The sequence below is a fragment of the Streptomyces sp. NPDC006296 genome, from assembly GCF_040613235.1.
Taxonomy (GTDB): Bacteria; Actinomycetota; Actinomycetes; order Streptomycetales; family Streptomycetaceae; genus Streptomyces.
In genome coordinates this window covers 1-11,772 of the sequence record NZ_JBEXRT010000028.1, presented here as the reverse complement: position 1 = coordinate 11,772, position 11,772 = coordinate 1, and the positions used below count along the sequence as shown (strand labels likewise).

10 protein-coding genes are annotated in these 11,772 nt (G+C 74.7%); 6 read left to right on the top strand and 4 right to left on the bottom strand.

The window, feature by feature from the left end; genetic code table 11:
* Nucleotides 1-261: 261 nt before the first annotated feature.
* Nucleotides 262-1,314 (top strand): terpene cyclase, encoded by a 1,053-nt coding sequence (locus ABZ172_RS20040; RefSeq protein ID WP_356885074.1) that lies wholly within the window; start codon nucleotides 262-264, stop codon nucleotides 1,312-1,314.
* Nucleotides 1,315-1,534: 220 nt separating this feature from the next.
* Here the strand turns inward: ABZ172_RS20040 and ABZ172_RS20035 are convergent, their stop codons facing one another.
* Entirely contained in the window at nucleotides 1,535-2,521 is a 987-nt protein-coding gene (locus ABZ172_RS20035; protein WP_356885144.1) for a sugar-binding domain-containing protein, read from the bottom strand.
* A gap of 139 nt (nucleotides 2,522-2,660) precedes the next feature.
* Complete coding sequence (rpe, locus tag ABZ172_RS20030; RefSeq protein WP_356885073.1) at nucleotides 2,661-3,344, bottom strand: ribulose-phosphate 3-epimerase; 684 nt, start codon at nucleotides 3,342-3,344, stop codon at nucleotides 2,661-2,663.
* 736 nt (nucleotides 3,345-4,080) lie between these two features.
* Between rpe and ABZ172_RS20025 the strand changes: the two genes are divergently transcribed.
* From ABZ172_RS20025 to ABZ172_RS20010, 4 genes are all read left to right on the top strand, one after another.
* A complete protein-coding gene (locus ABZ172_RS20025; RefSeq protein WP_356885072.1) occupies nucleotides 4,081-4,965 on the top strand; it encodes an ABC transporter permease in 885 nt (294 codons plus the stop codon).
* 65 nt (nucleotides 4,966-5,030) lie between these two features.
* Complete coding sequence (locus ABZ172_RS20020; RefSeq protein WP_356885071.1) at nucleotides 5,031-6,080, top strand: ABC transporter substrate-binding protein; 1,050 nt, start codon at nucleotides 5,031-5,033, stop codon at nucleotides 6,078-6,080.
* Nucleotides 6,064-6,888 carry an ABC transporter ATP-binding protein gene (locus ABZ172_RS20015; protein ID WP_356885070.1) on the top strand — a complete coding sequence of 275 codons (825 nt, stop codon included), beginning with the start codon at nucleotides 6,064-6,066 and terminating at the stop codon, nucleotides 6,886-6,888. The genes ABZ172_RS20020 and ABZ172_RS20015 overlap by 17 nt, the downstream gene beginning before the upstream one ends.
* A 63-nt stretch (nucleotides 6,889-6,951) precedes the next feature.
* A complete protein-coding gene (locus ABZ172_RS20010; protein ID WP_356885069.1) occupies nucleotides 6,952-7,887 on the top strand; it encodes a TauD/TfdA family dioxygenase in 936 nt (311 codons plus the stop codon).
* A 49-nt stretch (nucleotides 7,888-7,936) separates the two neighbouring features.
* Here the strand turns inward: ABZ172_RS20010 and ABZ172_RS20005 are convergent, their stop codons facing one another.
* Together ABZ172_RS20005 and fmt are read right to left on the bottom strand one after the other, a co-directional pair.
* Nucleotides 7,937-9,370 carry a transcription antitermination factor NusB gene (locus ABZ172_RS20005; protein ID WP_356885068.1) on the bottom strand — a complete coding sequence of 478 codons (1,434 nt, stop codon included), beginning with the start codon at nucleotides 9,368-9,370 and terminating at the stop codon, nucleotides 7,937-7,939.
* A 233-nt stretch (nucleotides 9,371-9,603) separates the two neighbouring features.
* Complete coding sequence (gene fmt, locus ABZ172_RS20000) at nucleotides 9,604-10,536, bottom strand: methionyl-tRNA formyltransferase (RefSeq protein WP_356885067.1); 933 nt, start codon at nucleotides 10,534-10,536, stop codon at nucleotides 9,604-9,606.
* A 647-nt stretch (nucleotides 10,537-11,183) separates the two neighbouring features.
* Between fmt and ABZ172_RS19995 the strand changes: the two genes are divergently transcribed.
* A complete protein-coding gene (locus ABZ172_RS19995) occupies nucleotides 11,184-11,702 on the top strand; it encodes a hypothetical protein (protein ID WP_356885066.1) in 519 nt (172 codons plus the stop codon).
* Nucleotides 11,703-11,772: the final 70 nt, after the last annotated feature.

Here is an 11,772-nt window from a genome sequence, read left to right as displayed (position 1 = left end):
GGTCGTCTCCACGAAGACACAGCGATGGGCCCCCGCGTTCGTCGGTTCCTCCAAGGAGGCCGCCCGGGGGCCGGGCAAGTGGAACCCGCCTTACCGGGGGACCCTACCCGAACACGATTCGCTCCTCCGTGATCTCTATCCCTGGACCGGGTGACGAGGGGTCAGGTAGCTTCAAATCCGCAGGTCCCGCGGTGGGCGCGACGCCGTCCACGAGCCCGGAACACCTGTCACGCGTTCGGCCGGAGAGGATGGGTACCGCCCGTGGAGAGCGAACTGCCCGATATCTACTGCCCGTTCCCCCAGCAGAGCAATGCGCACGTGGACCGCACCCGTGAGCACCTCGACGACTGGACACGGCGCACCGGTCTGGTGCACCGGGATTCGGCCAGACGCCGCTTCGAGCAGGCGGACTTCGGCGCCTTCGTGGGCATGGTCTATCCGACGGCGAGCAGCGAGCACCTGGACCTGGTCGCCGACTGGTTCGTCTGGCTGTTCCTCGTCGACGACCAGCTCGACGACGGACACCTGGGGCGCACCCCCGAGCGGGTGCGCGACGTGGTGGAGCGGATGCGCGCCGTGGTCGAGGGCGGGTCGCCCGGCCCGGGTCCGGACGAGGAGGCGCCTGCCGCGCTGGTCGCCCTGGTCGACCTGTGGGAACGCACGGTGCACCGCGCCGCTCCGCACTGGCGCACCCGCTTCACCTGGCACCTCATGATGTACCTGACGACGGCCACCACCTGGGAGGCGGGGAACCGCGCCGACGGGGTGGTGCCGTCCGAGGCCGCGTACATCACCCACCGCCGGCACACCGGTGCGATCCATGTGTGCATGGACCTGATCGAGATCGTGACCGGCGCCGAGGCGCCCGAGTCGATCCACAACGACGCCCGGTTCATCACGGCCCTGGAAGCCTCCTGCAACGTCGTGTGCTGGGCCAACGACGTGTATTCCTACGAGAAGGAACAGGTGCTGGGCGAGATCCACAACCTGGTCCACCTGGTCCGTCACCACCGCGGCTACGGCAAGGACGAGGCGCTGGAGCACGTGTGCGAGGAGATCGCCGCGGAGACCAGGCGGTTCCTCGCGGCCGAGAGCGAGCTGCTGGGCCTGTACCCGGAGCTCGCCGGCATGCTCGTGCCCTACCTCGACGGGATGCGGAGCTGGATGCGCGGGAACCTGGACTGGTCTCGCCAGACCCCCCGCTACAACCCCGCGGACGTCAGCCAGTACGCGGAGCCGGGCGCCTATCTGGAGGAGTCCGTCCTCGGCGTGCGCGAGGACCACGCACGCCTGGGCGCGTGCAAGGGCCTCTGACCGGGCACGGGTGAGGCCGGGCGGGAGTCGCGGCGGCCGGGAGTCGGGAGCCGCACGGCAGGGCGGCCCGGTTCATGACGGCGGCCGGTGGCGCTGGGGGCCGGGCACCTGCTGCGGGTGTCCGGCCCCCGCCACCATCGGCCGTCCCCGTGCCTCCGTCTCCCCCGGCGGCCCCGGGGTCCCGCCCCGAGGGCCCCCGCGGCCGGTCCGGCGGTCCCGGTCAGTCGTCGGGGTCGGCCCGCTCCAGCGCCGGACGCTGCCCGGCGGCGGACTCCGTCAGGAGGTAGTCGGCCGCCGCGGTGTCGGTGACCAGGCTGGTGACCAGCCCGGAGCGGAGCACCGCGCCGATCGCCGCGGCCTTGCGCTGTCCCCCGGCGATGGCCACCACTTCGGGGATCCGGCGCAGCCGGTCCGCCTCCACCGTGATGCACCGCTCGCCGAGGTCCCGGCCGACCCGGCGGCCGTTCGTGTCGAAGAGGTGCGCGGACATCTCCGCCGCCACTCCCAGCGAGGCGTAGTGGGCCCGCTCCTCGTCCGAGAGCATGTCGTGGACGGTGGAGATGCCGGGCTCCCAGGAACCGATGGAGACCGCGGCGACCGTGACCTTGTCGAAGTACTCGAAGGCGCGGGCGATCCCCGTCTGGTGGCGCAGCGCGGCGGCCGTCGCCGGGTCGGGCAGCAGCATCGGGGCGTAGATCGGGTGCGCCTCGCCGCCGGAGACCTGCGCGGCGCGGCGGACCGCCTCGACCGAGCCGCGCTCGGCCGTGCCCGCGTCGTAGACGCCGGTCAGCTGCACGACGGTGCACGGGGGCAGCCGGTCGAGGGCCGCCGCCGTGTGGATGGTGGAGCGGCCCCAGGCCAGGCCCAGCACGTCGCCCTCGTTGACCAGCTCGCCGAGGAGGTCGGCCGCCACCTCGCCCAGGTTCTCCGGGTCGGCGGCGTCGTCCTGTTCCTCCGCCGGGGACTCGACCACGACAGCGTGCCGCAGGCCGTAGCGCGCCCGGAGCGCGTCCGAGCGCTCCGCGTCCAGCTCCGCCGGTACCCGGATCTCGATCCGTACGAGATCGCGCTCGAGGGCCGTCTCCAGGACCCGCGCCACCTTGAAGCGGCTGACGCCGAACTCCTCGGCGATCTGGATCTTCGACTTTCCCTCGAGGTAGAACCGGCGGGCCATGGCCGCCGCCTGCACCAGCTCCGCGGGTCCCATCCGCATGGCTGACCGACCCGCCGAGATGCCAGACACCGCGATCTCCTCACTGCTGTTCACACGCTCGATACGCCGTTCATCCTGTCAGATCCGGCGGTCCTTGATCAGGCCCGTCGGGCCGCGTTCGTCTCCTCTTCGTTCAGTGGCCGCACGCCCAGGGTGCGGCGGCGGTGGCCGAGACCGCCTGCGCGCGCAGCGCCCGCACCGCCTCCGCCGGGTCACCGGCGCCGTACACCGCCGAGCCGGCGACGAACACGTCCGCGCCGGCCTCGGCGCACCGCTCGATGGTGGCGGCGGAGACCCCGCCGTCGACCTGCAGCCAGAGTTCGAGGCCGTGCTTGGAGATCAGCTCACGGGTGCGGCGGATCTTCGGCAGCATGATGTCCAGGAACGCCTGGCCGCCGAAGCCCGGCTCCACCGTCATGATCAGCAGCATGTCGAGCTCGGGGAGCAGATCCTCGTAGGGCTCGATGGGCGTCGCGGGCTTGAGCGCCATCGAGGCGCGGGCGCCCTTGGCCCTGATCTCCCGGGCCAGCCGCACCGGGGCCGCCGCGGACTCCACGTGGAAGGTCACCGAGCCCGCGCCCGCCTCGACGTACTGCGGTGCCCAGCGGTCCGCGTCCTCGATCATGAGGTGGCAGTCCAGCGGGGTGTCCGTGGCCTTGCTCAGCGCCTCCACGATCGGCACGCCGAGCGTCAGGTTGGGCACGAAGTGGTTGTCCATGACATCGACATGGAGCCAGTCGGCGCCTTCGACGGCCTTCGCCTCCTCGGCGAGGCGGGCGAAGTCGGCGGACAGGATGCTGGGGTTGATCTGGGCCATGCCCCCAAGCCTGCCATGCCCGGCGCCTCTTCCTCGCCGTGGTGGAAGCCCCGAAGCCTCACGGGATCATCACGGTTCGCGCGATCCGGCCCTCCGGGACCCTGGATGACCCTGGATCGCCGCTCCCGGTGCCACCCAGCGGTACGCCCACGGGTCCGGCCGGCCCGGCGGGGCCCCGGTCCCGGTCCGCCTCCGCCCACCGCCCACCGCCCGACGCCCGACGCCGCCCGCCGCCGGACGCCCGCTTCCCGACGCCGCTGCCCGCAGTCCGCCCGCGCAAGTCCGCCCGCCCACGCGGGTCCGCCGGTTCCCGGGTTCGGCGTGCCGCTCCGGTCCGTACAAGAGCGCGGACAGACCCTGGTGCCCGCCGTACGGCTGTGTTAGAAACTCCCCGTGATCAGCGACCAGTTCCTGAAGGAGCGCCTCAGCATCGACCTCTGCCGTGTGACCACCTGCTCCTGTTGAGCCTGGTCCGGCAGGGCTGAGCGCTTCCAGAACTGTGCGGCGTCGTCCGCGCGCCCTCCGGCCGCCCCTCGGGCGGGCCGGTGATCCCTCCAGAACCCGTCCGTGAGCCGGGCCGGGTGTCCACGCCCGGCCCGGTCCCCGGCCGTCCGCGTTCTGCAGGGCCCTCCCCCGTTGCCCGCGGGCGCCGTCGCACGCGCCCCGCGTCCCCCGGCCCGTCCGGTCCGCCTCCCGCGCGGCCCGGCGGTCCCCGGCACCTCCCGACGGAGCCCCCATGACCACACCCCTGGCCACCGAGAAGCAGCCACCGGGCGCGCCGCCCTCCGGTGCACCCGCCCCCGCACCCCCGGCGCGCCGCCGCTCACCGGAGAGGTCGGCACGTCTGCGCCGGGCCGGGCTGCGGCTGGTCGCGCTGGTCGTGCTGCTCGCCCTCTGGCAGCTCGTGACCGCGCTGAGGCTGTGGTCACCGCTGCTGGTGCCGCCTCCGGCGGCCGTCTGGGACGCGCTCGTCCAGACGTCCGGCACCCATGACGGGGTGCGCGGCTACCAGGGCCACACCCTGGTCGAGCACCTCGGCGTCAGCCTGCGCCGCATCGCGATCGGTGCGGGCGCCGGCGTCCTGGCCGGGCTGGTGGCCGGGATCCTGATGGGCACACTGCCGTGGGTGCGGGTGGTGTGCGAGCCGGCGGTGGCCTTCCTCAGGACCCTGCCGCCGCTCGCCTACTTCAGCCTGCTGATCATCTGGTTCGGCATCGACGAGGCGCCCAAGCTGTGGCTGCTGGCGATCGCCGCCATGCCGCCGGTGGCCGTGGCCACCGCCTCCGCCGTCGCCTCGGCGCCCGCCGCGCTGGTGGAGGCGGCGCGGGCGATCGGGGCCCGCCGCCCGCAGGTGGTGGCGTCCGTCGTCCTGCCGTCCGCACTGCCGGAGATCCTGGTCGGCGTGCGGCTGGCGTTCGGCATCGCGTACTCCTCCGTGGTCGCCGCCGAGACCGTCAACGGGCTGCCCGGCATCGGGGGGCTGATCCGTGACGCCCAGCGCTACAACCAGTCCGACGTGGTCGTCCTGGGACTCCTCGCCATCGGCGCCTCCGGCCTGCTGATCGACGCGCTCCTGCGGGGCGCCGAGAACCGCCTCGCTCCGTGGCGCCGGCTGTCGTGACCCGCCGGACACCGCCCCGCACGCCCCGCCAAGCCCCTTCCGGCCCACGAACGAAGGACCATCCCATGCCCGGTACACGCGGTCCGCGCCGCACCTCCCTGCTCGTCGCGGCTCTGGGAGCCCTCCTCGTCGCCACCGCCTGCGGCACCGGCGGAGGAGGCGCCGGCGGCCAGGACGAGAAGACCGTACGGATCGGCTACCAGGCCTTCCCCAGCGGCGACCTGATCGTGAAGGAGAAGGGCCTGCTGGAGAAGGCCCTGCCGGACCACACGGTGAAGTGGATCAAATTCGACTCCGGCGCCAGCATCAACACCGCCTTCGTCGCGGGCTCGCTGGACCTGGCCGCGATCGGCTCGAGCCCGGTGGCCCGCGGTCTCTCCGAGCCGCTGAACATCCCGTACCAGGTGACCTGGGTGCTGGACGTCGCCGGTGACAACGAGGGGCTGGTGGCGCGGGACGGCTCCGGCGTCGAGGACGTCGGCGACCTGGCGGGCCACAAGGTCGCCACCCCCTTCAGCTCCACCTCGCACTACAGCCTGCTCGCCGCGCTCGACCGGGCGGGGGTGGACCCGTCGGAGGTCGATCTGCTCGACCTCGAACCGCAGGACATCGTCGCCGCATGGTCGCGCGGGGACATCGACGCGGCCTACGTGTGGCTGCCCACGCTCGACGAACTCGGCCGGACCGGGAAGACCCTCGTCTCCAGCCGGGAACTGGCCGCGGACGGGAAGCCCACCCTCGACCTTGGGGTGGCGTCCACCGCCTTCATCGAGAAGCAGCCCGAGGTGATCGCCGCGTGGCGCAAGGCCCAGGCGCAGGCCCTGGACCTGATCCACGACGACCCGCCGGCCGCCGCCGAGGCCGTCGGCAAGCAGCTCGGGATCGCACCGGCGGACGCCGCCGCGCAGCTGGAGCAGGGCATCTTCCTGAAGCCGGCCGAACAGGCCGACGACACCTGGCTGGGCCGCCCCGGGAAGGTGGGGGGTCTGGCGGAGAACCTGCACAGCGCGGCAGAATTCCTGGCCGGACAGAAGCAGATCCCGGCCGCACCGGACATCGCGGAGCTGGAGAAGGCCGTCTACGTGGAAGGGCTGAGCGATGCCGTCTCCCGATGACCTGCGGACCGGTGCCCGCGCGACGGGGACGGCGGCCGAGGCGCCCGCGGTGTCCGTGCGCGAGGTGACGCACCGCTACGGACGCGGCGCGGACGCCGTGACGGCCCTCGGCCCGTTGTCCCTCGACGTCCCGGCCGGTGCGTTCCTGGTGCTGGTGGGCCCGTCGGGGAGCGGGAAGAGCACGCTGCTGCGGCTGATCGCGGGCTTCGAGCGGCCCTCGTCGGGTGAGGTCGCCGTGCACGGCGGGACGCCCGAGCCGGGGCGCCAGGCGGGTGTCGTCTTCCAGCAGCCGCGGCTGTTCCCCTGGCGCACGGTCGGCGAGAACATCTCCCTGGCCCTGCGTTACGCGGGCGTCCCCCGGGCCGAACGCCCGGAGCGCGTCGAGGAGTTGCTGGAGCGGGTCGGACTGGCCGGCACCGCGCGCCGCAGGACCTGGCAGATCTCCGGGGGCCAGCAGCAGCGCGTGGCCATCGCCCGGGCCCTGGCCGGCGGCAAGGACCTCCTGCTGCTGAACGAGCCGTTCGCGGCCCTGGACGCGCTCACCCGTGAGCGGCTCCAGGAGGATCTGCGCACGGTCAGCTCACGCACCGGGATCACCTCGGTCTTCGTCACGCACAGCGTGGACGAGGCCGTCTTCCTCAGCACCCGCGCGGTGGTCCTGAGCTTCGGTCCGGGCACGGTCGCCCTGGACGTCGCCATCGACCTGCCCCGGACCGGGGACGAGGACCCGGACGGCCTGCGGGGGCTGCCCGGATACGCGGCGCTGCGCGCCGAGATCGGAGCCGCCGTTCGCGACGCCGCCCGCTGAGCACGGACGGGCCGCCCCCGGCGGGCGGCCCACCTCGCACACCCCACGCAGACAGGAGTCTCCATGTCCCTCACCACGCCCCTCGGTTCCGGCACCGCACTGCGCTCGGTCCGGCTGCCTCCGGACGGGCTCTACGAGGGCCCGCGCGAGCTGCGCAGGCTGGCACCGGGGCAGCCGGACCGGCCGTACACCCTGTTCGACGTCGTTCCGCTCGGTCCGCTCATCGGCGCCGAGATCGGCGGTGTCGACCTGACCCGTCCCCTCACGCCCGCCGTGCGCGAGGAGCTGGACCGGGCGCTGCTGGAGTGGAAGGTGCTCTTCTTCCGCGGGCAGCACCCCAGTTCGGCCGAGCAGCGCGCCTTCGCCCGCAACTGGGGCGAGCTGGAGACCAATCCCCTGCTGGCGGCCGGGGACGACCCCGAGGTGGCACGCTTCGACCGCGCGTCGGCGCCGAGCTTCGAGAACGTCTGGCACACCGACGTGACGTTCCGTGAGCGGCCCGCGCTCGGCGCGGTGCTCCAGCTGCGCGAGGTGCCCCCGTACGGCGGGGACACCATGTGGGCCGACATGGCGGCCGCGTACGACAACCTGGCGCCGGAGGTGCGGGCGCGCCTGGAGGGGGCGCGCGCGGTGCACGACTTCGTCCCGGGGTTCGCGCGGTTCACCCCCGGGGAGCGGCTGGCCGCCCTCCAGGACCGCTTCCCGCCGGTCGAGCACCCGGTGGTCCGGACGCACCCCGCCACCGGACGCCGGATGCTCTTCGTCAACACCTCGTTCACCACCCGCATCGTGGGCTGGGACCGGGACGAGAGCGACCGGATGCTGCGGCTGCTGTTCCAGCAGGCCCATGTGCCCGAGTACCAGGTGCGTTTCTCGTGGCGCGCCGGTGACGTCGCGTTCTGGGACAACCGGGCGACCCAGCACTACGCGGTGAACGACTACGCCCCGCACCGCAGGGTGGCCGAGCGGGTCGCCGTCGCGGGCGACCGCCCGCACTGACCGACGGCGGGCCCCGGGGGCCGGCCGGCGCACGCCGGCGTCTCCGGGGTCAGCCCGTGCGGCGCAGCAGGGCCAGGTACATCGCGTCCGTGCCGTGCAGATGGGGCCACAGCTGCACGTCGGGTCCGTCGCCGAGCGCGGGCACCCCGGGCATCAGGGGGCGGGCGTCGATCCACTCGGCCTCGACGGGCGCCCCGCCGCGTCCCTTGAGCACGTCCTCGACGACGACCCGGGTCTCCGCGAGGTGCGGCGAGCAGGTCGCGTAGCCGACGACCCCGCCGACACGTACGGCCCGGAACGCCTCGCGCAGCAGGCCGCGCTGGAGGGGGGCGAAGCCCTCCATGTCCTCCGCGCGGCGGCGCCAGCGGGATTCGGGGCGGCGGCGCAGCGCGCCGAGGCCGGAGCACGGCACGTCCATGAGGACCCGGTCGAAGGAGCCCGGCTGCCACGGCGGACGGGTGCCGTCCGCGGTGATCACCTGGTAGGGCCCCGGGTTGCCCGCGAGCGCGCGCTCGACGAGCCGGGCGCGGTGCGGCTGCTTCTCCGCGGCCAGCAGGGCGGCCCCGCGCCCGGTGGCGAGGGCGGCCAGCAGGGCTGCCTTGCCACCGGGTCCCGCGCAGCCGTCGAGCCAGCGGGTGTCCCGGCCCTCGACCGGTGCGGCGGCCAGGGCGGCGGCGACGAGCTGGCTCCCCTCGTCCTGCACACCGGCGCTGCCGTCCCGGACGGCGGCCAGGGCTCCGGGCTCGCCGCCCTCGGCCATCCGCACGGCGTACGGCGACCAGCGGCCGGGCAGCCCGCTCTCCTCGCCGAGCGCGTCCAGCAGTTCGTCGGTGGTCGAGCGGCCGGGGCGGGCGACGAGCGTCACCTCGGGGCGCTCGTTGTCCGCCTCCAGCAGGTCCTCGATGCCGGCCCGTCCGCCGCCCAGGGCGTCCCACAGCGCCGAGACGACCCAGCGGGGGTGCGAGTGGACCACGGAGAGGTGTTCCTCGGCGTCCTCGTCGTAGGGGGGCGCGACGCGCTCCACCCATCCGTCGAGGTCGTGCGCGGAGACCTTGCGCAGCACCGCGTTGACGAACTTGGCCCGCCCCTCGCCCAGGACCACCCGGGCCAGCTCGACGCTGGCGGAGACGGCGGCGTGGGTGGGGATGCGGGTGCCGAGGAGCTGGTGGACGCCCATGTTCAGCACGTCGAGCACCGGCGGGTCGACCTCGCGCAGCGGCCGGTCGATGCAGGCGGCGACGATCGCGTCGTAGGTGCCCTGGCGGCGCAGGGTGCCGTAGACCAGCTCGGTCGCCAGCGCCGCGTCCCTGCCCTCGAAGTCCCCCTTGGCCCGGGCCTTCTTGAGCAGCGGGGGCAGGACGAGGTTGGCGTAGGCGTCGCGCTCGTCGACGGCCCGGAGCACCTCGAAGGCGAGGAACCGGACCGGGTCCTTCTGGGGACGGCGGTGGGGCTTGGCGGGACGACGGCGCTGCTGGTCGTTCACGTGAAAGGTGCTCCGCTGAGGATGAGGGGGCGAACCCGTCCAGCGTACGTCGGCCGACCGGGGCCCCGCCCCGCGACCGTCACCGCCGGGGCACCCCGGCCCGGCGCCGTCTCACCGCGGCCCCGCGCCCCGGCGGCAGGATCCGGTCGCCGGGGCGCGGACGGCCGTGCGGGAGGCCGGGCGCCCGCCGCGGGGCTGCCCGGAGGGGCGACGGGGGCGCCCGGTCCCGGGGCTCAGAGTCCCAGCAGCTCGCCGGGGGCGAGGCGCACCCCGCGGGCCCAGTCGGCGGCGCTCATGCGCTTCTTGCCCTGGGGCTGGACCCAGAGGAGCTCCACGGCGTGCGAGCCGGTGCCCACATGGACGTTGTTCTTGCCCGCGGAGAGCTCGCCCGGGGCCAGGTCGGCGCGCTCCGGCACCGGCCTGACCTGGACCAGCTTGAGGCGTTCGCCGCGGAACACGGTCCAGGCGCCCGGTGCGGGGGTGCAGCCGCGCACCACGCGGTCGACCCGGAGCGCGGGAGCGGACCACCGCACCTGGGCGTCCTCGACGGTGATCTTGGGTGCGAGCGTGACGCCCTCGACGGGCTGCGGCACGGCGTGCAGGGTGCCGTCCTCGATGCCGTCCATGGTGGCCGCGAGCAGCCCGGCGCCCGCGAAGGCGAGCCGGGTGAGCAGGTCACCGCTGGTGTCGGTGGGCCGGACCTCCTCGGTCAGGACCCCGTACACCGGTCCGGAGTCCAGGCCCTCCTCGATCAGGAAGGTGGAGGCTCCGGTGACCTCGTCCCCGGCCATCACGGCGTGCTGCACGGGCGCGGCCCCGCGCCAGGCGGGCAGCAGCGAGAAGTGCAGGTTGACCCAGCCGCGCGCGGGAACGTCCAGCGCCACCTTGGGCAGGAGCGCGCCGTAGGCCACGACGGGGCAGCAGTCCGGGGCGATCTCCCGCAGCCGTGCGAGGAACTCCTCGTCGCGCGGCTTGGCAGGCTTGAGGACCTCGATGCCCGCCTCCTCGGCGCGTTCGGCCACCGGGCTGGCGACCAGCCTGCGCCCCCGGCCGGCCGGTGCGTCGGGACGCGTCACCACGGCGGCCACCTCGTGGCGGCCGGAGGCGATCAGGGCGTCCAGGGCGGGAACGGCGACCTCGGGGGTGCCTGCGAAGACGAGCTTCATGGGTGGCGCACTGCCTCTCGGGGCGGAACGTACGGGGCGGGCAGCGCACCAGTCTAAGGGCTGCCCGGACGCCGCCCGGTGCCTGCGCGCGCACGGCGGAGGGGCCGCCCCGGTCCCGTGTCCGCACGGCGGAGGTCCGCCCGGTCCCGTGTCCGCACGACGGAGGTCCGCCCGGTCCCGTGTCCGCACGACGGAGGTCCGCCCGGTCCCGGGTGCCCCGGGGTGATCCCGGCCGTGCGGCGGGTACGTGCCTGCCCGGCGGCACCGGACGGCCTTCGCCGACGGGCGGGGCCCGGACGGGCGGGACCGTCGCCGGACGCCCGGGGAGGGCTGCCCCGCGCTCCCGCAGTGCCGCGCCCCGCCCCCGGCGGCCCCACGCTCCCGCCTGGAACCGCGCCGCCCCGTCCCGGCGCGGACCCGTCGCGGACCCGACACGGGCCCGGCACGACCCGGCGGCCGGGGGCGTACGCGGCTCCGTGCAGGGCGGACAGGGGGCGTACGCAGGGACACACGCCCCGCGCGGATACCCATACGCCCCTGTTGCGTGACCACATGGCCGGGTGCCGCGTTGGTCAAGTGAGATTGACCCAAGGTGGCCGCCTCCGTGCGGCCCGATCCCTTTCAACGCCGGTTCGAAAGGCTTGTTCATGGCCGACCACGCAACCCACGACGCCCAAGCTCGCGCCAGCCTGCATCTGTTGGTGCGGGACATCGAGCGGGTCCGGCGGCAGGTGGACGCGCTGCGTACCCTCACCGCGCAGCTGGGCAACGTCTACCGCCCCCGCCGTACGGGCCCGTCCGCCGGCTTCGTCGTCTACGGCAGGGCGCCCGCCCCGACGGTCCGGCTCGCCCAGGAACTGCGCGACAGCGTCGAGACGCTGGTCACCGCCGCGGTGGACTTCGACCGCTCGCTGGGCTTCTCGTGGGACGCGGTGGGCTCCGCACTGGGGGTCACCAAGCAGGCGGTGCACCGCCGTTACGGCGCGCGGCGCGCGACCCCGCAGCCGGCGGCCGCCGAGGCGACGGCCGAGAACGCGCCCCGGAGCGCACCCGCCGCGCAGGTCCCCGCCCCGGCGGTGCCGACCGTGCCCGCGGCCCGCTCGATGCCCCCGCAGGTGCAGGCCTCGGACCGTCCCGGCGCCTTCCCCGGCCCGCGCAACGGCTGAGGAGGGCGGCGGAGACGGCGAACGGGCCCGTCCGGGGGGCGGGGGGGGGGGGGGCGCCCGGCGCTGGGTA

What these genes read in the sequence shown, in the direction of transcription:
- ABZ172_RS19995 (WP_356885066.1), top strand. Translation starts at nt 11,184, where the DNA reads ATGGCCGACCACGCAACCCACGACGCCCAAGCTCGCGCCAGCCTGCAT.
- ABZ172_RS20035 (WP_356885144.1), bottom strand. Translation starts at nt 2,521, where the DNA reads ATGGGACCCGCGGAGCTGGTGCAGGCGGCGGCCATGGCCCGCCGGTTC.
- ABZ172_RS20010 (WP_356885069.1), top strand. Translation starts at nt 6,952, where the DNA reads ATGTCCCTCACCACGCCCCTCGGTTCCGGCACCGCACTGCGCTCGGTC.
- ABZ172_RS20025 (WP_356885072.1), top strand. Translation starts at nt 4,081, where the DNA reads ATGACCACACCCCTGGCCACCGAGAAGCAGCCACCGGGCGCGCCGCCC.
- rpe (WP_356885073.1), bottom strand. Translation starts at nt 3,344, where the DNA reads ATGGCCCAGATCAACCCCAGCATCCTGTCCGCCGACTTCGCCCGCCTC.
- fmt (WP_356885067.1), bottom strand. Translation starts at nt 10,536, where the DNA reads ATGAAGCTCGTCTTCGCAGGCACCCCCGAGGTCGCCGTTCCCGCCCTG.
- ABZ172_RS20020 (WP_356885071.1), top strand. Translation starts at nt 5,031, where the DNA reads ATGCCCGGTACACGCGGTCCGCGCCGCACCTCCCTGCTCGTCGCGGCT.
- ABZ172_RS20015 (WP_356885070.1), top strand. Translation starts at nt 6,064, where the DNA reads ATGCCGTCTCCCGATGACCTGCGGACCGGTGCCCGCGCGACGGGGACG.